21 protein-coding genes are annotated in these 21,704 nt (G+C 46.8%); 8 read left to right on the top strand and 13 right to left on the bottom strand.

Annotated features, from left to right (window positions below; all coding sequences use genetic code 11):
• Positions 1-57 precede the first annotated feature (57 nt).
• The 7 genes from D7Z26_RS21865 to D7Z26_RS21835 all read right to left on the bottom strand — a co-directional run bounded on the left by D7Z26_RS21865 (position 58) and on the right by D7Z26_RS21835 (position 7,656).
• On the bottom strand, positions 58-813 hold the full coding sequence (locus tag D7Z26_RS21865; protein WP_120979156.1) for a hypothetical protein: 756 nt from the start codon (positions 811-813) through the stop codon (positions 58-60).
• Positions 782-1,309 (bottom strand): RNA polymerase sigma factor, encoded by a 528-nt coding sequence (locus D7Z26_RS21860; protein ID WP_120979155.1) that lies wholly within the window; start codon positions 1,307-1,309, stop codon positions 782-784. The genes D7Z26_RS21865 and D7Z26_RS21860 overlap by 32 nt, the downstream gene beginning before the upstream one ends.
• A 181-nt stretch (positions 1,310-1,490) precedes the next feature.
• Positions 1,491-2,855 carry an ABC transporter substrate-binding protein gene (locus D7Z26_RS21855; RefSeq protein ID WP_120979154.1) on the bottom strand — a complete coding sequence of 455 codons (1,365 nt, stop codon included), beginning with the start codon at positions 2,853-2,855 and terminating at the stop codon, positions 1,491-1,493.
• 30 nt (positions 2,856-2,885) lie between these two features.
• Positions 2,886-4,247 (bottom strand): ABC transporter substrate-binding protein, encoded by a 1,362-nt coding sequence (locus D7Z26_RS21850; RefSeq protein ID WP_120979153.1) that lies wholly within the window; start codon positions 4,245-4,247, stop codon positions 2,886-2,888.
• A gap of 30 nt (positions 4,248-4,277) precedes the next feature.
• A complete protein-coding gene (locus D7Z26_RS21845; protein ID WP_120979152.1) occupies positions 4,278-5,591 on the bottom strand; it encodes an ABC transporter substrate-binding protein in 1,314 nt (437 codons plus the stop codon).
• Positions 5,588-7,096 (bottom strand): ABC transporter substrate-binding protein, encoded by a 1,509-nt coding sequence (locus D7Z26_RS21840; protein WP_120979151.1) that lies wholly within the window; start codon positions 7,094-7,096, stop codon positions 5,588-5,590. Before D7Z26_RS21840 ends, D7Z26_RS21845 begins: the two co-directional genes overlap by 4 nt.
• Entirely contained in the window at positions 7,093-7,656 is a 564-nt protein-coding gene (locus D7Z26_RS21835) for an RNA polymerase sigma factor (RefSeq protein ID WP_120979150.1), read from the bottom strand. Before D7Z26_RS21835 ends, D7Z26_RS21840 begins: the two co-directional genes overlap by 4 nt.
• Positions 7,657-8,134: 478 nt before the next feature.
• Here D7Z26_RS21835 and D7Z26_RS21830 point away from each other — a divergent pair, with 478 nt between their 5' ends.
• The 3 genes from D7Z26_RS21830 to D7Z26_RS21820 all read left to right on the top strand — a co-directional run bounded on the left by D7Z26_RS21830 (position 8,135) and on the right by D7Z26_RS21820 (position 11,307).
• Positions 8,135-9,079 (top strand): ATP-binding cassette domain-containing protein, encoded by a 945-nt coding sequence (locus tag D7Z26_RS21830; RefSeq protein WP_120979149.1) that lies wholly within the window; start codon positions 8,135-8,137, stop codon positions 9,077-9,079.
• Entirely contained in the window at positions 9,076-9,846 is a 771-nt protein-coding gene (locus D7Z26_RS21825; RefSeq protein WP_120979148.1) for an ABC transporter permease, read from the top strand. The genes D7Z26_RS21830 and D7Z26_RS21825 overlap by 4 nt, the downstream gene beginning before the upstream one ends.
• A 621-nt stretch (positions 9,847-10,467) precedes the next feature.
• Positions 10,468-11,307 (top strand): hypothetical protein, encoded by an 840-nt coding sequence (locus tag D7Z26_RS21820; RefSeq protein ID WP_120979147.1) that lies wholly within the window; start codon positions 10,468-10,470, stop codon positions 11,305-11,307.
• 224 nt (positions 11,308-11,531) lie between these two features.
• Here D7Z26_RS21820 and D7Z26_RS21815 read toward each other — a convergent pair whose 3' ends face one another.
• The 5 genes from D7Z26_RS21815 to D7Z26_RS21795 all read right to left on the bottom strand — a co-directional run bounded on the left by D7Z26_RS21815 (position 11,532) and on the right by D7Z26_RS21795 (position 15,890).
• Positions 11,532-12,062, bottom strand: coding sequence for an AAA family ATPase (locus D7Z26_RS21815; protein WP_120979146.1), 531 nt, complete (start codon positions 12,060-12,062; stop codon positions 11,532-11,534).
• 18 nt (positions 12,063-12,080) lie between these two features.
• A complete protein-coding gene (locus D7Z26_RS21810; RefSeq protein WP_120979145.1) occupies positions 12,081-12,452 on the bottom strand; it encodes an ASCH domain-containing protein in 372 nt (123 codons plus the stop codon).
• 85 nt (positions 12,453-12,537) lie between these two features.
• Positions 12,538-13,083 (bottom strand): GNAT family N-acetyltransferase, encoded by a 546-nt coding sequence (locus D7Z26_RS21805; RefSeq protein WP_120979144.1) that lies wholly within the window; start codon positions 13,081-13,083, stop codon positions 12,538-12,540.
• Positions 13,084-13,105: 22 nt separating this feature from the next.
• Positions 13,106-14,092 carry a hypothetical protein gene (locus D7Z26_RS21800; protein WP_120979143.1) on the bottom strand — a complete coding sequence of 329 codons (987 nt, stop codon included), beginning with the start codon at positions 14,090-14,092 and terminating at the stop codon, positions 13,106-13,108.
• Between the two features lie 913 nt (positions 14,093-15,005).
• The gene (locus D7Z26_RS21795) at positions 15,006-15,890 is read right to left on the bottom strand and encodes a hypothetical protein (RefSeq protein WP_120979142.1); all 885 of its coding nucleotides are present in this window, start codon (positions 15,888-15,890) and stop codon (positions 15,006-15,008) included.
• Positions 15,891-16,014: 124 nt separating this feature from the next.
• Between D7Z26_RS21795 and D7Z26_RS21790 the strand changes: the two genes are divergently transcribed.
• The 4 genes from D7Z26_RS21790 (at position 16,015) to D7Z26_RS21775 (ending at position 19,338) form a co-directional block, all read left to right on the top strand.
• Entirely contained in the window at positions 16,015-16,233 is a 219-nt protein-coding gene (locus D7Z26_RS21790) for a DUF2188 domain-containing protein (protein WP_199731759.1), read from the top strand.
• Positions 16,234-16,345: 112 nt separating this feature from the next.
• Positions 16,346-17,317 carry a hypothetical protein gene (locus D7Z26_RS21785; protein WP_120979141.1) on the top strand — a complete coding sequence of 324 codons (972 nt, stop codon included), beginning with the start codon at positions 16,346-16,348 and terminating at the stop codon, positions 17,315-17,317.
• Positions 17,318-17,472: 155 nt separating this feature from the next.
• The gene (locus D7Z26_RS21780; protein ID WP_120979140.1) at positions 17,473-18,486 is read left to right on the top strand and encodes a tyrosine-type recombinase/integrase; all 1,014 of its coding nucleotides are present in this window, start codon (positions 17,473-17,475) and stop codon (positions 18,484-18,486) included.
• 507 nt (positions 18,487-18,993) lie between these two features.
• Positions 18,994-19,338, top strand: a complete 345-nt coding sequence (locus tag D7Z26_RS21775) for a hypothetical protein (RefSeq protein WP_147423883.1) — start codon at positions 18,994-18,996, stop codon at positions 19,336-19,338.
• A 108-nt stretch (positions 19,339-19,446) separates the two neighbouring features.
• Here D7Z26_RS21775 and D7Z26_RS21770 read toward each other — a convergent pair whose 3' ends face one another.
• Entirely contained in the window at positions 19,447-20,646 is a 1,200-nt protein-coding gene (locus D7Z26_RS21770) for an ankyrin repeat domain-containing protein (RefSeq protein WP_158602401.1), read from the bottom strand.
• 230 nt (positions 20,647-20,876) lie between these two features.
• Between D7Z26_RS21770 and D7Z26_RS21765 the strand changes: the two genes are divergently transcribed.
• On the top strand, positions 20,877-21,230 hold the full coding sequence (locus tag D7Z26_RS21765) for a helix-turn-helix domain-containing protein (protein ID WP_120979137.1): 354 nt from the start codon (positions 20,877-20,879) through the stop codon (positions 21,228-21,230).
• Positions 21,231-21,704 lie beyond the last annotated feature (474 nt).

Below are 21,704 nucleotides of genomic sequence, written 5' to 3'. Positions count from 1 at the left end.
GGGCTTTCTTTTACGCTTCGCGTGTCGCATGCTGGAACGGCCTATTTATGATCGATTTTATTCGATATTCCCGGAAGCAATTACAATTCTACCTGCAGACAAATTCTGAGCGTAGAAATAATACTCTCCTGCCTCATCTGCCGTAATCGTATAGGCAAACTCCGGTGCCTTCTTGGCAAAAGCTCTGACTAATTCACCGTTTTTAATATAACCTATCTCCATCCAGTTTCCTACTGTATCCAAATCATTAAGCTTGGAATAGAATCCCGGGTCCGTATCATCAAGCTTGAACTGGATGGACATCTTCTCGCCTTTGTCCAAATGCCACCCTGCATCCTTCTTTTTTGTAAAAATGACTATGTCAGCATTGCTCGCCAGAAGCAACTCCGGAATTGAATACTCCTTGTGATTTTTCGATACGGCTATATTTGTTATCGAAGTGGCTCGGAGCGTTTGAAGCTGGTCTTGATTAATAATATTGCTTTTCAGAATTGGCCCGTTATGAATGGGTACGCTTTCTCCGGGGCGTACTTCTTGCATTGCAGCATAAGTTGGTTCTTTGGCTATATGCCTATTATCCTTGTTTAGTAATATCGCGCCAAACAGCTTTCCGCCAGTCGCTGCATTGACGGTTAATCCGGAAAGCAGCATAGCAACTATAGCCGCGACGACCAGTGCGACCCTTACAGAGATTCTTCGTCTTGGCGTCGGACGAAATTCCTCTAACCTATCCAAAATGGCTGACGTCGCTTTCTCAGAATCAGCTTGGATATAATCTGGCTTAGCCTGACGTATAAGCGTCTCCAAGTTCATCCGTATCAAATCCTCCTCCTAATTTAATTCTCAATTGGTCTCTTCCTCTTCTTAGGCGTGTCTTAATTGCTCCTTCGCTGAGTTTTAATGCATCCGCAATTTCACGAATGGATAACTCTTCAAAGTAATAGAGGATAACAGGCACCCGGAATTTCTCAGGCAAAGACATGATTGCTGCATAGACTTCCCTGTCCCGGCTTCGTTGCATGTAAATATCTTCAGTGCTTTTGCTTCTGAGCTCCGGCAAAAATTCCGTGGGTTGTTCTCGTCTGTTTTTCCGGGTAGCGTTAAGGCATTGATTTATTACGATTCGGACTAACCAAGGAAACGGACGAGTTGGGTCTTTTAGTTGATGTGTCGAAAGAAATGCATTCACAAAACTCTCTTGAACAAGATCCTCTGCCCTGCTCTGATCACGGACGTAGTTAAAGGCTATATAGGTTAACCGAGCATAATACTGCTGGACCCACTGCATAAGTTGATCCTTCGGCTCCAATGGCTCTCACCTCTTTTCTACAATAGAGACACACAGCAAAGAGAAAGGTTTCAAAATGCAACGGTTTACTCCGACTTCTTGTTTGCAAGCTGTTGCACGGAAAACCCAAAAAGGGCTGCAACAACCTGCCTACTGGCAACCCGTCACAGCCCTCCAACCTGCTTCCTCTCTACTTCTGTCTTCAGCGGCGATCCGGCAGCAGTCGCGAACCTGCTTCCTGAATTCCCGCGACGGCGTCGTCGACCGACTTGCGGCCCGCGATCGCCGCGTTGGTCTCATCGTCGATGATCTGCAACAGTTCTTTTTTCTCGTTTACGCCGAGCAAATACTCCGACTGCTGCGGCATTGGCCGCAGCTGGTAGAATACCTCATACAACGGATCCTTCGCCATTCTTCCTTTTACCCGCGAGGGCAGGCCGACATCCCTCTCCGAATAGACTTCGCTCATCCTCTCCGACATGACTCCCTCGATGAGCTTCCAAGCTTCCTTGGGATGGCTCGACTTTGCCGGAATCGCAAACATGGAGTCCACCGAGACATCCCCGCCCCGGCTCGGGTCACGCGATTGGACCGGTCCGGGGAGCAGACCCCACTCGAACGTTTGTTTTTGCCGCTTCAGTTGCGTCACGTAATACTCGCTTGCGACCGTTAGCGCCGCCTTGCCTTGGGCGAACAGGTCGCGCTGAACCATTTCATCCTGACTGATCGTGTCGCCTTTTGCCTTGTAGGGCTCGGCCTTGAATGTACCGTGCTCATAGGCAGCTATGACTTTAGAGATAAGGGCATGCCATTTGTCGCTGTCGAACGTGAGGCGGTTGGCGAGTTTGTCGTACATCTCGATTCCTTCGGTCCGGGCGATTTTGGACATGAGGTCATACGGCTTGGTCAACGATGTCATGCTAAAGCCTCTGACGTCGTTCTCGCCCCCTGGCCGGTCTACGAACAACCCCGCCAGCCTTAGAATCTCGTCCCAGGTCATATCCTGATCCGGTAGCGGCACGCCATAGCGTTGGAACAGCGTTTTATTGTAATAGACCGCCGAGGAGTAAAAGAAGGGCGATAGCCCATACAGCTTGCCTTCCTCATTGTTCCGTACCTTGTCGAGCATCCCCTCGTACAGCGTGCCGAGGTCGAACTTGTTCAACGCCGCCATGTCCTCAAGGTCGCGCAGCAATCCCGCATCCGCGGCGTATCTGTATTGCGTGTCCCACAGGATAACGAGGTCCGGCTTCTTTGTCTCGAACATTTCTTTAAGCGCGTCTCGGATATCGAGATCCGGACGGTAATAAATGGGGTCGGCTAGCGATATGATCTTGAATTTCGTATTCGGATAGACGGACTCCAAGGCGCTGCGGTAGATAAAATCGAAGGTCATCTCGTTGAAGCACGCGATCGTCAGCTCGGTTGGCTCTACCGGAGGTTTAGTCTTTCCGGTGCAACCGCTAGACGCCGCAAGCATGCAAATCGCCAGCACCATGACAAGGAAACCACGGGCCCTTGAGACCGGTGCCCTCAACGTCTCGCCTTGCCGGATCGCCTCGTTCATGACGCAACACGTTCCTCTCTACCTCTGACTTCAGCGTCGATCCGGCAGCAGCCGCGTGCCCGCTTCCTGAATCGCCGCGATGGCGTCGTCGACCGACTTGCGGCCCGTCGCCGCCGCGTAGGTCTCGTCGTCGATGATCTGCATCAGCTCTTTTTTCTCGCTCGCGCCGATCGAATACCCCGTCTGCAGCGGTACCGGCCGCAACTTGTAGAACACCTCATAGAGCGGATCCTTCGCCGCTCTTCCCTTTACCCCCACGGGCAGGCCGACTTCCTTGTCCGCAAAGATTTCGCCCATTCGCTCCGACATGACGGCCTCGATGAGCTTCCAAGCTTGCTCGGGGTGATCCGACTTGGCCGGAATCGCAAACATGAAGCCCACCCCAACATCCCCGCCCCGGCTCGGGTCTCGCGATTGGACCGGTCCAGGCAGCACGCCCCACTCGAAATCGACGTACATCCGCTTCAACTCGGCCACGTAATAATCGCTTTCGACCGTAAGCGCCGACTTGCCGTGGGCGAACAGGTCGCGATCGCGCATCACGTCCAGACCAATATACTTGCTCTTTGTCTTGTAAGGTTCGGCAATGAATGTGCCGTGCTGGTACGCGGCTGCGACCTTAGAGATGAGGGCATGCCATGCCGGACTATCGAACACGAGGCGGTTGGTGGTTTTGTCGTAACTCTGGACCCCTTCGGTCGTGGCGATATCGGACATGAGGTCGAACGGCTTAGTCATATTTCTTGTACTGAAGCCTCTGACGCCTTCCTCGCCCTTCGGGTTCTCTACGAACAACCCGGCCAGCCGCAAGATCTCGTCCCAGGTCATATTCTGATCCGGCAGCGGCACGCCATAACGTTGGAACAGCGATTTATTGTAAAAGACCGCCGTGGCGTTAAAGGTAGGCGCAAGCCCGAACAGCTTGCCTTCCTCATTGTTCCGCGCCCTGTCGAGCATCCCCTCGTGTAGCGTGCCGAGGTCGAACTTGTTCATTGACGCCATCTTCTCGAGGTCGCGCAGCCATCCCGCATCGGCGGCGTATTTGTATTGTTCGTCCCACAGAATCACGAGGTCCGGCTTCTTCGTCTCGAACATTTCTTTCAGCGCGACTCCGAAGTCGGGGTTTTGGGGATAAAAAACCGGATCCAGCAGCGGTACGATCTTGAATCTCGTATTCGGATAGACGGATTCAAAAGCGGTGCGGTAGAACGCATCGAAGGTCATCTGGTTAATGCACGCGATCGTCATCTCGGTTAGCTCTACCGGAGGTTTAGACTTTCCGGTGCAACCGCTAGACGCCGCAAGCATGCAAATCGCCAGCACCAGAACAAGGAAGCCTCGCACCCTTGACGGCGCTCTCAACGTCTCGCCTTGCCGGATAGCCTCATTCATGACGCAACACGTCCCTCTCTACCTCTGTCTTCAGCGTCGATCCGGCAGCAGTCGCGTGCCCGCTTCCTGAATCGCCGCGACGGCGTCTTCAGCCGACTTGCGGTCCGCGATCGCCGCGCCGATCTCGTCGTTGATGATCCGCTCCAGTTCGTTTTTCTCGTTGACGCCGAGCGCAAACTCCGACTGCTGCGGCACTGGCCGCAGCCGGTAGAATACCTCATACAGCGGATCCTTCGCCGCTCTTCCATTTGCCTGCACGGGAAGGCCGCCGAATTCGAATCCGGAATAGATATCACCCATTTTGTCCGACATGACTCCCTCGATGAGCTTCCAAGCTTCCTTGGGGTGACTCGACTGCGCCGGAATCGCAAACATGGAGTCCGTCGCGATATACCCGCCCCGACTCGGGTCCAACGATTGAACAGGTCCGGGCAACAGACCCCACTCGAACGTTTGTTTTTGTCGCTTCAGCTGCGTCACGTAATATTCGTCGGCGAACGTAAGCGCCGCCTTGCCTTCGGCGAACAGGTCGCGCTTACGCGTCGCGTCCTTATCGGCAATTAACGTACCGTTCCGGTAAGCGGCAATGACCTTAGAGATAAGGGCATGCCACTTGTCACTGTCGAACGTGAGGCGATTGGCGGTTTTGTCGTACATCGCAAGCCCTTCGGTCCAGGCGATATAGGACATGATATCGAACGGATTATTGGTCGCCCATGACATGGTGAAACCTCTGACGCCGTCGTCGCCCTCTCTCTGGTCTACGAATAACCCCGCCAACCGCAGAATTTCGTCCCAGGTCATATTCTGATCCGGTAGCGGCACGCCATAGCGTTGGAATAGCGTTTTATTGTAATAAACTGCCGAAGAGTGAAAGAGAGGCGCAAGCCCATACAGTTTGCCTTCCTCATTGTTCCGTACCTTGTCGAGCATCCCCTCATGCAGGGTGCCGAGGTCGAACTTGTTCAACGCCGCCATATTCTCGAGATCGCGCAGCAATCCCGCATCCGCAACGTATCTATATTGCCTCGCATACAGGATAACGAGGTCCGGCTTCTTCGTCTCGAACATTTCTTTAAGCGCGACTCCGATATCGAGATGCGGGTTTATATACTTCGGATCCTCCATCGATACGATATTGAATTTCGTATTCGGATAAACGGACTCTAAGGCGCTGCGGTAGAAAAAATCGAAAGTCATCTGGTTGACGCAAGCGATCGTCAGCTCAGTTGGTTCGGCCGGGGGTTTAGACTTTCCGGTGCATCCGCTAGACGCCGCGAGCATGCAAACTGCCAGCACCATGGCAAGGAAGCGCCCTCGCGCCCTTAAGACCGCCGCTCTCATCGGCTCGCCTCCGAGACGCCGGCGATAGCGGCCTGTTCCGCATCCGCCTGCAGCCGGTTCAGCGCTTCGTCGACCGTCGACCGTCCGGCCGCAATATCCTGAACCGCCGCGTTCGCTTTTGCCGACAGCATGCTCATCACACGGTTGTACGCGGGCAGCCGACTAAGCTCTGCCTGCCGCAGTACGGCGGACGCGTCCAGCCCTGACTCGTAGTAGCGGCCGATCGGAGTGCCTTCCCCGATTTTCGCGTCCGGTACCGCCGCTAGTAACATTTGCGGTCCCCCCGTCTCGACGGCCTTATTCGACCGTTCCTTGCTCGCGATATATTCCATGAATTTCAAAGCCTGCGGTTGATTGGCAGACTTGGCGTTAACGGCATAGACCGTCCCCTCGGCCAGCGAACTAATCTTGCCCGGCGCGGTAGGCGCGCTCAGCGGTATCGCATCCCATCCGTCCCGTAACAAGCCTTGCTGGATCGCTTCGTTCATAACGTACCACGACAAGTACGGCTGCAGCGTCATCGCGGAGCGGCCGTTATAGAACGGATTGCCGGATATCGCCGCCTGTAACGGGTCGGACTGTTCGGCATTATCCGGCAATTCATCGCTGATCCAACCTTTGCGAAGGCCTTCCGATACTTGGCTCCAGATGACCTTCCATGAGGCGCCGTTTACTTGCGGCCGACCCTTCGCATCCACGATCGACAGTCCTTGGGACTGCCCAATGTCATAGATCATTCGAAACGGATCCGGAGTATATCCATACGAGAAGCCGTATACCGGCTTGCCCTGGTCGCGCGCGCCTTCGAACCGCGCGGCTAGGCGGACGATGTCGTCCCACGTCGCGCCTTTCTCGGGGAGCGGCACGCCTTTGCTCTGGAACAGCGACCGGTTGTAGATGAGCATATTCATATCGATATCATCGAGGATGCCGTACATCTGCCCATTGCCCGCTTCCTTGACCAGATCGACCGCGGACGGGTAGAGTTCTTTAATATCCAGTTTTTTCCTTCTAATCAGATCGTCGAGGGGAAAGAGCACGCCGTCCGCGGCGAGGTCGTCTACGAAAGCAAGCGGAACTTGAAGAATATCCGCGTTGGATTCGCTTACCCATTTCTTGTAGGATGCCAAGTCTTGCTTCTCTGCGTACTCTTCGCTCGGTTCGGCGACCTCGAACTTTGCTTTCGGATGATTGAGCATATAAGTCGAGCCTAACTGGGACATAAAGCCCATTTTGCTCCCATACTGCACGGTCAGCCGAAACTCTTGCTCGTCGGTATCCGCCGCCCCGGAGCTAGAAAAGAGCGCCCGGCCGTAATCCCCGGTCGCCCAGACGACGACCGCGAGCAGCGTACACGCCGCCGCGATCGTTATGCCTCGGATGGGGCTTTTGCGTTTGCCGTCCAATCGTATCCTCTCCTTAATTTGCTTCATGGACTTCGGGGAGAAGCCGCCGCTGCCGAGCGGAAGCTCTTCGAGGTGCTTCTCCCAGTCGGAATGATTCATGGACGCTTTCCTCCTTCGAAAGCCGCAGGCTTGCCTAGCTTGCGGCTAATAGCGGCCCGCGCGCGGAAAATGCGCGATTTGACCGTCCCTTCGCTAAGCTGCAACAATTCCGCGATCTCTTTGTGCGAGAGATGGTGATGCGCGTACAGCAGCAGCGTCTCCCGCAGCTTTCGTGGCAAGCTCAGCACGGCATTCCATACTTCGCGCTGCTCGAGTGACACGAACCATTGCTTCTCCGCGGAAGGTTGGAACACGCTCGTCTCGTACTCCTCCCAGACCAGCTGAACGCGGCGAAACCACGCGGATTTGAAGTAATCCCGCGCCGTGTTGCGGGCGATCGTGAGCAGCCACGCCTTCATCGTCATCCCGCCTCGGAACGAATAAATCGCGTTGTAGGCTTTAATGAACGTTTCCTGGGCGATATCCTCGGCCAGTTCCCGGCGACGCGTCAAGCAGAACGCGTAGTTCCACACATCCTTGCCGAACGTCATCATCAGTTCGTCAAGCAAGGCGTTGCGGTCGATCCCTTCGTCCATTTGCTTGATATACTCGTAATCCACTCCGGCAACCTCCTCTAACCAAACAACGAGCTCGACGCCGCATAGTTCCTTTTTTTTCATCGGTATGTAAAAAAAACCTGGCATTCACAGCCTTGGCTTTATCGTTCTGATTATGGAATTCTAGGCGCCGCCGCGTTGTTCCTGCAAGCTTGCGGATGATGGAGTCGGCAAGGGGTGATCAACGATTTATTTTCAGCACCCCCTTTTCCCCCTATTTACATTCCCCCTACTCGGTGCTACTATGTAGTGGTACTGAGTTATACAAAGTAGCGCGGAGGCCTTTAATGGAATACCTTACGGAAATGCTGAAGGGAGTTTTGGAAGGCTGCTCGTCGATATCGAGAAAAAACCATCCGAATTCGGACCGCCAAGGAAATTTTATAGCTTGAATGAAAATGGGCGGAGTGAGTTGTCCCTATTCTGGGAGAAGTGGGGATACGTAACGTCTAGACTTGCTCAACTAAAGGAGGAGATCGGGATGAAACCGGACAATTGGGCCATTGAGGTCATAGACCTCAAAAAATCCTATAAGAACGTGGAGGTTCTGCGCGGAGTGAACTTCACCGTGCAGAAGGGTTCAACCTTTGCCCTTCTCGGATCCAACGGCGCGGGTAAAACCACAATAATCAAAATTCTTGCCACCTTGCTCCAACCCGACAGCGGAAGCGCAAAGATTAATGGGGTCGACGTAACCAAACAACCCGAGCACGTACGCAAGGAGATCAGTCTGACCGGACAAAGCGTAACCGCGGACTATATCCTGACTGGACGCGAGAATCTGCGGATGATGGCCAAACTCCGCCATTTGCCCGCCCCAGACAAGCAAGCAGAAGAGTTGTTGCGCCGCTTTGACTTGCTCGATGCCGCTGATCGCCGAATCTCCACTTATTCCGGAGGCATGTGTCGGCGCTTGGATTTGGCCATGAGCTTATTAGGCAACCCGTCGGTCGTCTTTCTCGACGAGCCGACCACCGGACTTGACCCGCAAGCCCGCATTGCTATGTGGGATATGATCAAGGAATTAGCGAGATCGGGTGTCACCGTCTTTCTAACCACGCAGTACTTAGAGGAAGCCGACCATCTAGCCGATCAAATCGCGATCTTGCATGAAGGTCATATCGTGGCTACCGGCAGTCCGGCGGAGCTTAAAAATAGGTTGCCTCGGGGACATATCGAACTTCGATTCGACAATGAAACAACGCTAAATCAAGCACGCGACCTGTTAAAAGAATTCAACGCGACCGCAGATTCGAACAATCTCACGCTCTCCGTCATGACAGACGGAAGTACAAGACAGATGATGCGACTGCTAACGAAAGCAGCGGAAGCCGACATAGAAATTGCCGAGTTTTCCCAGAAACTACCCACGCTTGAAGATGTGTTTCTCGCAATCGTCACCAGCAAAAAGGAGGACTCCAAATGAAGCTCATTCATTTTCTAGGCGATACCGCCGTCATGAGCGGGCGTGTCATTCGCCACTCCACGCGTAGCATTGACACGATTATCACCGTCATCGCCATGCCGATCATGATCATGTTGCTCTTCGTTTACATCTTTGGCGGAGCGATGAACACCGGCGATGTCAGCTATATCAATTACATTTTGCCGGGAATATTGCTCTTCTGCATTGCCAGCGGCGTGGCCTATTCTTCTCTCCGTATCAATAACGATCTCACGAAAGGCGTATTCGAGCGTTTCCACTCCATGCCGATCGCCAAAGCCTCCATCCTTGGAGGTCACGTGGTGGCATCACTCGTTTTCAACGTCGTTTCATTGCTTGCCATTTTCCTCGTTGCTTTCGGCATGGGCTTTCGGCCGCAAGCGGACGTGTTGGGTTGGGTATTAGCTATTGTCATTCTGTTGCTTAGCGTTCTTGCGTTCATTTGGATCGCCGTCACCTTCGGCTTGCTTGCCAAATCCTACGAGGGAGCCGGAGTGTTTTCTTACATTCTGATGTTGCTATTATTCGTAAGCTCAGCCTTTGCCCCCACCGACAGCATGCCCGCAGTTATCCGTGTATTCGCGAAATATCAGCCCATGACGCCTCTTATCGAGAGCATTCGTTCTCTTTTACTCGGAGGAACGGCGGATAAAACTACGCTTTCGGCAGTTTTATGGAGTTTGGCAATACTCGGTATCTTCTGCGCTTCCGCCATGAGGGTGTATAAACGGAGGATGAAATATACGTAAAAAAAGACCGGCATACGGCTCGCAAACTACCAACACAAAGTACGTTGCTGACTTCTTGTCTGCATAAATAGGAGAGATGTAAGTGAGAAATAAATTAGTCAAACACAAAATTGGCCGGTAGCACCTCGAAAGAGGGGCATACCGGTTTTTTGTGTTCACAGGTATACGTGCACACGCTCGATTCAACGCTTCCTGAAAGTATTTTTAGGAGCCGAGTGTTGACTGCGTGTTGAATTCTAGGCATTAAAAAATACAGAGCACCGGCGTTCATTCATCTAACTGTGCTCTGTATTCTACATGCATACTAATCACACTTACACGTCTCACATCTCACCGTATTCCCCGTATAACTAAAGTGTCAGTCCCTTCCCCCTCTTATGTATTCCTAACAGTAATTATTTCCGTATTTTGGAGGAGTTTCGAAAGTCCTGTCGAATACATAGATCATTATAAAGATCGACAATATCCGTTGGCGATATGTTATCTTCGACGAATTTCATTATTACTATAACGCAAACAACTTACTATATTTGCGGTAAGAGGTAACGCTTAAATGTAAGGGTACAAATAACATTTACGTTTTTAAAGCAATATAAACTTTTAAACTCATAGGAGTAAAGAATGAAGCTCAAGGAAAAGGACTATGCCTATATTATTGTATTTTTAATCTTATTATTAGTAGGTATATTTACATTTTATTACGGATCAGACAAGAACCAAATTGTTAGTTACTTGGGGTTTGCAGGTACAATTACTTCACTAATACTCTCTGTAGTTGCCTTAATATATACATTTTATCAAAGTACAACATCGATTACTCAGGCTCAAAAAATCACAGAAGCTTCAGAGAAACTGAACCAAGCAATTGGGGGGTTTCATGAAGTTCAAAACCAGATCTCAAGTTCTGTAGAATCAATGAAACACGTTAGTTATCAGGTTTCCGAGATGCAAAACCAGATATCTGCTTCTGTAGATTCGATAGTTCAAGTTAGTAACCAGGTTTCCGAAATGGACACCAAAGTAAGCCAGGTAGTTTCCGGAATATCTAAAGCAGAATCACCTACTTCAACAGATATCGACTCTGTTACCTTCAACGACATTGTGGAGATTCTACAACGAAATTCAATAAATGGGCTACTTACTTTGTTACTTGGTATATATCAATCAAGGAGTCCAAAAAAAGAATTTACCCTTGGTAAAATTATTGAAGAACTGAATACAAAATATGAACTTAAATTATCTAGTGATTATTCATATGGATTCTTAATTGGTTTTAACGGAACAAAGCTAATAAAAGGGCTATCAAAGAACAATGAGGAATTTAGTCTCGACTTTATTAAACCAGATGAAACAACAAAAGGAGTTCTAAAAATATTAGATGATTGGCATGCCAAAGCACCAAAGTATATAGATAAAGTTCGTACTGCATACTCTGACTACTATGAGATAAAAATTGGTTAAAGGCGGTGATTACATATTTTCGATTAATCCAAGCAAACCTTAATTCCAAGGTCTTGAGTACCAACTACATAACTTGTGAGTCTTTAGCATTAAGATAAAAGTGCCTTGTGAATGTGAAATATTTCAGACCTGTATCCTCAACATGTAGAAAGTATCTAAGGTTATTTTGAGGATGCTAACGCTAGAATAAAATGGTGTTCTACGGTAATTCAAATATCTTCAATTTAGGTTTTTAATGACTCTATAAATTTTCTAATCGAACTGATTGATGACTCTGCACTATAAATCAGATAAGGTATTCCTAACCCCTGGGAAATTTCCTTTGCATAATCTATCTCTTCCTCTTGAAAGCTCTTCAGAAAGGCTATATCAAATTGCTCCATATCCCTTCTGCTTAATCTGTCCGATATTTTTTCAACATCATCAATCTTAACAATTATCCCCTTTGGGTTTAGTTTTCGGAAAGAATTTTCCGGTATACGAGTTATTTCTCCCTCTTCATTAATTAAACAAAAATGCCCTTCAAGTATAAAAAACTTACTTCTGATATCTAACTGGTTAATTGCATATAGTAGTATTTCTTGATTATCTCTAATGTTTTTGACCCTTTTATTCTTTGCAAACCTTATTTTTTTTATATCTGATATCAATTTACTAGCTGAGTAGGTCTCAAGCTTTAACTGCCTTTCCAGATCGCTACTCAATTGTGTCTTTCCTACACCATGAACTCCCCCAATAAATATGAGATTACTCATTCAATGCCCAACTCTCTATTAGATATAACAAAACGATTGTGGAGCTTTACCAGAGGAAATTACATCAGCAAGTTCAAGAGGTCGATCAAATAGTATGGCTTCTTTTATTTTTATAGCAAATCCCAACTCTCTATCATTAAAATAATCCTGAAAATAATTATGAGTAATACCAGAGAACTCATGCGTATTAACCCAAATGTTGTTTGGTTCATCCTCAATTATTTCATCAATATAAATTTCTCCTATTATTTTTCCCACTGGTTTCGTCGAATAAACCAAGATAGAGTCAATATTCTTTTTTTTAAAAATATTCTTTCGATACTCATATCTCTTTTCACCGGAAAATATTTTGTTTGCATATTCAGGCCTAATTGATAACAAAACCTTCATAAGTACTTCCCCCCAATTAAATTATAAAAGCAGCTACAATTTGACATGCAAATGTAACTGCTTTTATATTATGAGTTTATTCCCGTTATCTCTCATCGGTTAAATACCCGTTGTAAACATATTCAGTTGAATCTTTTTTATAGTAGTCTTTTAAGATTTGTGTTTCGGAAAAATTATAGTTTTTTATATGAGTTTCAAACATTTCCTTCCTATCACTTGAAATTGTAATGATCGGCTTCCTCGTTTCTAAGTACTCAAAACACTTTTCAAAAAGTTCTGATCCTATCCCTTGGTTACGGAAATTATCGTGTATTCTAATTGTACAAATTTTCTTTTCTGTATCGGTTTTCTTCAAGATAGCAATACCCGTTAATACAAGACTTGGCTTTGCTTCAACCTCTGAAAGCACTATAATTATTTGCCTGTTCCCATTTTTCATCTCAATTTCCGGAATAACAGCATCAAAAAACCATTTTTCGAATTCAGGGTAACTTTCTGTAAGATCTTTTAAATAATTATACAACTTGTCTTTTGCTTTCTCTCCCACTTCATTAATGATATAAGACCTTAGTTGTTCAGGCTCAATTTCAGATACTTTTAAAAACAAATTATTTCTGATTACAGCACTCATAATTTGTACTCCTTATTTTTATTTATAAACCCATTTTTTTAGATATCAAGTTTCCTATTACTCCTCCTAATGCGCCTAATCCTATAATACCTAGTATATACTTTGTAATAAGCGCCCTGGTATCCTTTTTTGATTGAAACCTAGATAGGTCGGAAAAGTCTTCTACATAGACGTATTCTTCCTCGTTTTTTGAAGGATTAAAGGTTACCTTTGCTTTACTCTTGATGTGATATGCAATAATAGTGTAGTCAGCCCCATCAATGTAACTTTCCCAAAGATTATTTTCTAATATCCTACTATTAATTTCCTTGCCATAATGAATAATTGAGTCATTTGCATTTCTTAATATTAAATAATGTATGGCTAGTATTTGAAACTTTTTTCCTTTGCTAAATTGTTCTTTAAGTTCTTCACTATAACTTCGAACATCATTCAATCTAAAATCAATTATTTCAGTATTTGTAAACTGATTATTTAAGAAGCTTACTCCTTCTATTTCGTCGTTTATGAAGCTAATTCCTCTTTTTGAAGCCTCCAAACGAATTCTGAAGTAATATCTAGAGATGTCGTTTATGTCTATATTCTCAACTTTAATTTCGATTATAGTTCCTGGAGTAGTTCCATTTCTCTTAAACCTTGTAAGTTTTACTTGATTCTCTATTTCCAAAGCATATATAACAAAAGGTGGCTTCCCACCGGAACCGTTAACCACCAACCTCTTCGGCTCCCCATCTGTTGTCGTAAAATTTTCATTAAAAATTGCATTGACTAAGCGATTCTTAGAAATTACCCCTCCCAAATCCTTGATCTGATTCTTATTTACTTCAAATGGTGCATATAAAAAGATACTTTTAATATCTTTTAAATCTTCTACCAACACACCAAAATCAAAACAGTATTCATCATTATCTTCATGTGGTTTATCCCATAAGTTTATATGTATTGTTGCTTTCTTTTCTAACAATGTTATATTGTCATTCGTTGAGTACCAGATAGCAAAACTTCTCATTGTCATGCCTCCCTACATCAATCAACTAATGAATAATCTTATATTATCAAAGATAAAGCCACTCTCTCGTCTATAATAAAGTAAATACTATTATTTTGATAGGCAATGTTTTTGCATTATCCAAAACTCTTCACGGTAATTTATTCTAACAAACCCATGTAAGTAAATTATAAGGCCTATTGTTACGTATATTCTTCAACCGAATTTATCCTCATTCACTAACATCGTTTATTTGCGTCATTTGTGAAACGGCTCTCCGCAATTGAGATCTTCAACTACCCTAATATGAACTCCATACTTGTTGACTTCGTGTTGATTCGAACTCATTCACACTTAAGATGTTGACTTTAATGCGATCGAGCTGAGCAAGTTGTAGAGTAACGCCCATTAAGCTGTCTCAAGGGACCGAGCCTTAAAATAGAGTTTCGTGCGTAACCTCGGTTCGTCAATGTGCTGAAAATACCTACAGCGAACAAGTGTTGGCTCCCTGTTGACTCAGAGGCAGCATAAAAATACATCGCCGGTTCGTACAGTCCGCATGGCGATGTATTCATCGAGAAAGTACTGTTATTTGTCTTTTCAGTTCTCTTCGTTTCCGGTCGCTATTGGATTGTCGCTAAATGAAATCCAATCACTCCAGCTTCTTACTCCCCCACGAACCTATATGTTCGGAGGGTTCCAGCATCAAGAAGTAGGGGTTCCGATCAGCGCCGTGGGAATGCCTCGGAGGACATGCTAGCGCCCATGTGCAACGATCTCCCTTGACTACGCTTGGGAGGACTTAGGGAGCAAGAAGCCCGTGAACGACGGGGCTTGGGCGACATTACGGTTTGAACCGGGGCGAGTCATCCACCTGTGGCTGGGTCAAGCCGAACGGAATGCCAAGGAAAGGCCAAGTGAAGTAAGGTAGCAACTAACTCACTTTGACCTCATCTTGATCGCTGTTTGCAGGTTGTTGAATATCGATTGCAGGTTGTGTGTCTTGATTATTATGGGCATCATCATAGGTCGGGTAAGGATACTTTTTCTTGATTCTATCAACGGTATAAGAACCAAAACCTTCTGCTGGTTTTTTTGGCCTAACCCAATCCTTTTTGTAGTTAAATATGGCATGATTCAAACCGTAGAAACATAGCCAAAAGATAATAATCATAGCTGTGAGAGGGAAAATAAGTGGTGCATACTTAACTAATAATACTTGCGTAGCGGTTCTTTCTACTAGGTGGGCTACAAACTCAATTAGTGTTAACACACAAACAAGTAACGAGAATTGAGTTATTCCTGTAATGAACTCGTACGAGATTCTAAAGGACTCAAATAACAGCCTGAAGAATGGATTCTTTCGCTCCATCCTATAATTCCAATCAAAGCTTTTGAATACAACTCTATGACACTCTTCCAACTTCCTCAAAACTCTTTCATAAAATTGACCAAATGCCGTCCATAACTGTTCATAGTTCGTCTCGTTAGGTTCTGTCTGATATTGATAGAAATATTGCTCCAGTCGATTATATCGATAAATGATTTCTGGGCTAGATTCTAAGAAAAGAGGTGACTTGACTCCACCCAAATTATCGATCAAGCTCTGCAACTTCAAAAATCGACTTGCCTTATCTTGATCTCTTAAAATTATGTTCATTTGATTGATCATTGGTCCAGATATCTCTTTTAGATTTATCTCTGTCTTGGTAAGAAACATCTCGTACCTTTTAGCACGCTTATTTGAGAAATAAGCGAAAAACCACCCTATAATCACTACAAGTGTAGATATATAAGGTAATAGATCTTTAATATTCATAGTTTATCCCCCCGTATCTTGTTTGCACTGCTCTCTAAATCATATATCGGACAACACCCCACAAATTTCCATAAAATTTTTTTATTTAGGTTCGATCTTGGGCCAAATATTGGGGGTGGATATTATGCCAAACCAGCACGTTGTACCCCACGGTGATAAGTGGGCAGTTAGAGGGGCCGGGAATGACAAAGTGACTCGAATCACAGAGACAAAAAGAGAGGCCACTGATACGGCTCGCCAGATTTCACGAAATCAAGGAACAGAGCTATTTATCCATGGCAGGGACGGAAGGATTCAGTCCCGTGACAGTCATGGAAATGATCCTTATCCACCAAGAGGTTAAACTAACTACGCCCACCAATATTTATTGTGGTGGGTTTTCTTTTAGACGACATAAAATTGTAAATATTCCATCAATTTGATACTATAATACTATACAATATAGTCCAAAGGACGTGGTTATCATTAAGCTACCATGGAAGAAGAACTTTCTAAAAATACCTGATAGTATTTTGGTAAAGTCAAAAGAGCTTAAGTCAGACCTCCAAATTGTAGGTAGTGTCAAGAAAATCCTGCTAACCGATATTAAAGACAATGTGTACAGTCATATCGGTATATCTATATCAAACAGTGAAATAGATATTTTATCGCCCATTCTTCCGAGGCAGTCTACTGGTAGGTATTCCAACTATAACGTTAATGGAAGAACTATCATTCGTCGTGATCTTCCAAAAGTTGATAAATCCTATTCAGTTGAAGCACCAAACTTCGGGGACTGGAGTAAAGGTTCCCATGATATGTCATGGACTCGACCTGTATTTCAGCGAACGCATTGGTTGCCCCGAGAAATACATATACTAGTCGAAGTACTAGAAAACGATGAGTCTTCTGTCACAATCAAGTTTAGTTTGGATCATTATATTGACAAACAAAGTTCGACTTACGAGGAAGATTTGCTTTTTCACTGCAACCTTTTACAAGAAAATACTGGTGTGTGTAATATTTTTGAAGCGGACGCAACCAACGACGATTATATAAATACACTTTATGTAAACTGGGAGATTTTTCCCCCTGGTGAAAAAAATATTGAACACAACGTTGCATACTTAATCTCGAAATTCAGAAATCCTACTAAAGAAATTCAAGAAATTATTGCCGATAGGGTTAACTTCTTCGAAGCCCTAAATCCCATTCAGTACATCGTTGGTGAAAGCAAATTTAGTCAATATATTGGTGCTATGCTAAAAGAGAACTTAGTTCTTTTGGAAAATGTCCGATATGGAAATGCGATTTATATTTTATTTGAGAACTGGAAACAGTTGAGCAAATTAAGCAGGACAGAGCTGTTGAACAGCAATAATAGAAACTTTGTTAGAATCACTCACCGAGGAAATTGGAAAAATAAAGTAGTCAATGCCATTCGATGAATTCTTTTGAGGCTCACAAATTTGGTTTTTTCAAGGCTCATTCATCTATGAAAAGAATCACTTTATTGTTTGCTTGAGCTTCCCAATTTTATAATTTAACTAAGCCGCCGATTTTGGGCGGCTTTTTTGCACTCATTCCTAGAGGAGCGATTCATATGTCAAAGGTAATAGCGAGACGCGAACGGTTGACTTCCGCTGCGGTCACCTTGCACCATCCACTTGATTATTATTTCGGCACTTTTCTTCGAGCCAAGGAAGCTGAAGGCTTAAAGCCCCGGACGCTAAACGACCACAAGAGCCACTACCGCTACTTGCAACACTGGTTAGCCGAGCAGTACCCGACGCTCAAGCTGGAAGAACTGACCACCGACCACATTCGACAGTACGTCGGGCACATGCTGACCGAACAAACGCTGTACAACGGACACCCGACGTTGCAGAGCCATAGCACAGCCAAAGGCTTGTCCCCAGCCACAGTGAACATCCGTACCCGGACGCTCAAGTGCTTCCTTCGGTTTCTCCACGACGAAGGATATCTAAATTCCGACCTCGCTTCTCGCGTCAAGCTCCAAAAGGTAACGGAGGACACGATCGGCGGTTTCGAGAAGGAGCAAGTCCTGCAACTGCTCGCCGCGCCGAACCAAAGGGAGTACACAGGCTTTCGCGACTATGTGTTGCTCGCCGTTCTTTTCGACACCGGGCTTCGGATCAACGAGGCGCTTAACCTGACTGTGGATGACTTGAGCCTGAGCGGTAAAACGATCACCGTCCGCGCTAGCATCGCCAAGAACGGCAAGTCGCGGGTTGTACCGATGAGTAAACGCACGGCGGAGATTCTCGACGCGCTGGTCGAAGAGAACCGAAAGCAGTTCCGCAATCGCAGTTCTGCCGTGTTCCTCCTGAACAACGGCAAGACGTTGACATACAACCAAGCCTATGAACGTATTCGTTTGCACGGCGAGGCAGCGGGAATCACAGGCGTTCGCGTCTCGCCGCACACGTTCCGGCATACATTCGCTACGTTGTACGTCAAGAATGGCGGCGATCCGTTTTCTCTGCAAAGGATTCTCGGCCACCACGACCTGAGTATGGTACGGAAGTACGTCCAGCTAAGCAACCGTGACCTGCAAGAGCAACACGCACAAAGCAGTCCGCTCGTCGGCATGTAACCGTGCAAGCCTCATGCACCAGACGAACACGCCGGAATATCTTCCCTGTTAACCTATTGCAGAACCAAAATAATCGCGGTTCAGAAGTGAATAGCTAGGAAGCCTTCTCTACGCTTTTTGTTCTATCGTGTGCTGATGATGCTTCAGGTATCCCAGTGTGGGGCTGCTGTAAGGAATGCATCCCACCAGACGAGTGATGCAGTTGAAGTGTTTCCGCTGTTCCTCTTGTACCGACCGCTCTCTTCCACAGCGGTAAAACCATCGCGTCAGGTGTTGGCACAAAGAACAGCGGTGAAAGGGACTGGCTCGGCAGGCTTCCCAGTTTGCTCTCCGTGACTCTCCGCATTGTGACAGTCTGCCCTGTGGTATGACGCGCCAACCATCTGTTTGTTCACTCTGTTCCTTCGACCACAGGCGATTGACAACCAAATTTTGGGCATGTTTTACTAGAAGCAGCAGGAGAACAACTAAACGAACGAAACGTCAGCCACGCCCAAGTGTTGGGGAATGGCTGACGTTTTTTTCGTGGCGAGGGAGCGGCATGTATTGACGGAGCGGACGAAAGAGGAGCTATTCGAGGAGTATTCCCGGCTTGAAGAGCAAGAAACAAGACTGTTCTTGCAGATTGAAACGTGCGAGAAATGCGTATCAGGCATCTTGGGGCAACTATATCTGCATGGTGACAAAATCGACTTGCTGACTATTGAGGATGTTCTAACGCTTGTCCACAACAAGGAACAGGAGTTTCGGACAGAATTGTTGCACCTGCAACTGACCAAGATGATGGTATCTTTCCGGCACAGTAAGGCGATCGGAGAGAATCGGCCACTGGAAGATCGGGATGAAGAGTAGGCTTCTGAATAGCGAAAAGACACTTCCGTTGGTCTTCAAGTCCGGGAAGGGGCGATAACAGCCCTTCACACTCAAGAGTCCAAGAGAAATGCCTCGTCAGCGTTCTAGCTATGGTAAGTAAATTGTAGGATTTTGGAGCAGACCTTTTGATTCCACGATGCTAAAGAGCTTGTCTGCTTGCAGACTGAACGTCAGCTTTTGAATACCACTAACATCAATATCGATGTTTTGTGCCGCTGTTTTGATACTAAGATAATCGCTCTCGTACAGCTTTTTCCCGTCACCTTCAATCGTCAACTTAACGTTATAGTCGGACTCAATATCCTTTCGTCCACTGACGAATGTAGCCTTGAAAGACTTGGCCGACCCGCTGAGATTAAACGTCATCTGTGGGTTCGGATGATTCTGGTGAGCACCTAGCGTAACGGCACTGTCGTCCGCAGACTTGGGAATCGTAATACCGTCCGTGGTCGTTTCCACTGTATATGTCAGTAGGCTGACATCCTTGACTCCTTTGGCAATCAGCGCGTCAGCTACGTCGGAGTAACCTTTTGTTTTGGCGAGAGTCAGCAGTCCAACCCCGCTCTTGGTTTTGAGGGCCAGGTCTGTACCATGCTCGATTAGCTGTTTTGCGTTTTCTGGCTGATCGTGGTCGAGGGTATAGAACAATAAGTTGTCGCCCTCTGGTGTTTGGGCGTTGGGATCGGCTCCGGCATCCAACAGAATCTTTGTCACATCGGACAAGCCCTTCTGGACAGCCTCGAACAGTACCGTTCTACCGTTTTGTTGCTTGTTCGAATCGGCACCTTTATCCAACAAAAGCTTGACGATCTCGACGTTTCCGGAACGAACGGCGAGTGCAAGCAAGGTTGTACTTCCAGCCATCAGATTGGCGTCTGCACCGCTGTCCAGAAGCCGTTGAACTGCTTGAAGCTGAGAAGCATCGACGGCGTTACTTAGTGCCGTTTCTCCTTTGCTGTTGACGGCGTTCACGTCGGACTTGGCTTTAAGCAAGAGGTCAATTGCCCCGATGTTGCCTTTCTGTGCGGCGATCATAAGTGCGGTTTCGTCTTTAGAGTCCTTTGTATCAGGTGTCATCCCTGCATCCACGAATAGCTGTAACGCCTTTTGGTCGTTGCTGGCGGCAGCTTGTACGAAGCTATCCGGCGTGTAGGAGATCGAGAGCTTCGCCAGATTATCCCGTGCGTTGTCCTCTTTGGATGCACAACCAGCCAGCGCGATTGATGCGGTGAGAATAATGGATGAGGCTCCGAGCAGTAAGGTTTGTTTCTTTGGTTTGTTGTTCAACTGTATCCCTCCGATGATTGTCCTGATTTTCCCGCCCATTAAAACATGCAGGAAGTGATTTCGACAATTATTTGTACTTCTCGTCTTTTCGTATCGACATTGAATAATAATGTCGTAAAGTATTATACAGTAAACATATGTATTTGAGTATCAAAGTATATTTAGATACTTTTATAGATGTTACTCCTTGTCCGACGTTTCTCTACACTCGAAGTATGGAGTGTGATGATATGTCGGATCGAGTGCTGCAACTCGTTGGCGGAAAGATTCGCGAGCTTCGTAAAGCGCGTGGATGGTCTCAGGACGATTTGGGTGAAAAGGCGGGATTTCACTTTTCGTATATCGGCGGGCTAGAACGAGGAGAGCGTAACGCTTCGCTTACAAATCTTGCGAAGGTGGCTGAAACGCTTGAGGTTGATATAGGAGAGCTGTTCGGATACGTGCGGGAATATGACAAGCCGCTCACAGAGAAGGAAAGGGTACTGAAAGAAGCGTTCTTCCTGCTGCTGAACCGAGATGAGAAGGAAGTGCAGATGGCGGTCAACGTGTTGACGGAGGTTTTCAGAACCTATGCGCCCAAATAAGTGAAAGCCGCCTAGCCCTGTGTGGGAGAGGCGGCTTTCGGTTTGGTTGAAGCGATAGGAGACTGCGATTATTGGTAAACTCAGCAAGAGTACCGACAGTCTCCAGCGGGACAAACCCGGAAAAGAAGTAAACCCAGGTGAACCATGCCCTTGAATTTTATAGGTCATTGTACGAGCCACAGAATCAGCCTGTCAAGGTATGGATGAACTTCGTGCTCGGTGAAAGCGATCGGAAATGAGCTCCCCACAGCCTTCGTACGTCCACATCTCAGCCCATCCACACCCTCCGGGTGCTACCTTACTTCACTTGGCCTTTCCTTGGCATTCCGTTCGGCTTGACCCAGCCACAGGTGGGTGACTCGCCCCGGTTCAAACCGTAATGTCGCCCAAGCCCCGTCGTTCACGGGCTTCTTGCTCCCTAAGTCCTCCCAAGCGTAGTCAAGGGAGATCGTTGCACATGGGCGCTAGCATGTC

Origin of the sequence: Cohnella endophytica (genome assembly GCF_003628305.1) — a bacterium.
GTDB lineage: Bacteria > Bacillota > Bacilli > Paenibacillales > Paenibacillaceae > Cohnella > Cohnella endophytica.
The sequence above is the reverse complement of the archived record's forward strand: the minus strand, read 5'-3'. Positions and strand labels throughout refer to the sequence as shown.

Bases quoted from the DNA above. Each gene is read 5' to 3' on its own strand.
- D7Z26_RS21865 (WP_120979156.1), bottom strand. From the start codon at position 813: ATGAACTTGGAGACGCTTATACGTCAGGCTAAGCCAGATTATATCCAA.
- D7Z26_RS21855 (WP_120979154.1), bottom strand. From the start codon at position 2,855: ATGAACGAGGCGATCCGGCAAGGCGAGACGTTGAGGGCACCGGTCTCA.
- D7Z26_RS21850 (WP_120979153.1), bottom strand. From the start codon at position 4,247: ATGAATGAGGCTATCCGGCAAGGCGAGACGTTGAGAGCGCCGTCAAGG.
- D7Z26_RS21845 (WP_120979152.1), bottom strand. From the start codon at position 5,591: ATGAGAGCGGCGGTCTTAAGGGCGCGAGGGCGCTTCCTTGCCATGGTG.
- D7Z26_RS21840 (WP_120979151.1), bottom strand. From the start codon at position 7,096: ATGAATCATTCCGACTGGGAGAAGCACCTCGAAGAGCTTCCGCTCGGC.
- D7Z26_RS21830 (WP_120979149.1), top strand. From the start codon at position 8,135: ATGAAACCGGACAATTGGGCCATTGAGGTCATAGACCTCAAAAAATCC.
- D7Z26_RS21825 (WP_120979148.1), top strand. From the start codon at position 9,076: ATGAAGCTCATTCATTTTCTAGGCGATACCGCCGTCATGAGCGGGCGT.
- D7Z26_RS21820 (WP_120979147.1), top strand. From the start codon at position 10,468: ATGAAGCTCAAGGAAAAGGACTATGCCTATATTATTGTATTTTTAATC.
- D7Z26_RS21815 (WP_120979146.1), bottom strand. From the start codon at position 12,062: ATGAGTAATCTCATATTTATTGGGGGAGTTCATGGTGTAGGAAAGACA.
- D7Z26_RS21810 (WP_120979145.1), bottom strand. From the start codon at position 12,452: ATGAAGGTTTTGTTATCAATTAGGCCTGAATATGCAAACAAAATATTT.
- D7Z26_RS21805 (WP_120979144.1), bottom strand. From the start codon at position 13,083: ATGAGTGCTGTAATCAGAAATAATTTGTTTTTAAAAGTATCTGAAATT.
- D7Z26_RS21800 (WP_120979143.1), bottom strand. From the start codon at position 14,092: ATGAGAAGTTTTGCTATCTGGTACTCAACGAATGACAATATAACATTG.
- D7Z26_RS21795 (WP_120979142.1), bottom strand. From the start codon at position 15,890: ATGAATATTAAAGATCTATTACCTTATATATCTACACTTGTAGTGATT.
- D7Z26_RS21790 (WP_199731759.1), top strand. From the start codon at position 16,015: ATGCCAAACCAGCACGTTGTACCCCACGGTGATAAGTGGGCAGTTAGA.
- D7Z26_RS21780 (WP_120979140.1), top strand. From the start codon at position 17,473: ATGTCAAAGGTAATAGCGAGACGCGAACGGTTGACTTCCGCTGCGGTC.
- D7Z26_RS21775 (WP_147423883.1), top strand. From the start codon at position 18,994: ATGGCTGACGTTTTTTTCGTGGCGAGGGAGCGGCATGTATTGACGGAG.
- D7Z26_RS21765 (WP_120979137.1), top strand. From the start codon at position 20,877: ATGTCGGATCGAGTGCTGCAACTCGTTGGCGGAAAGATTCGCGAGCTT.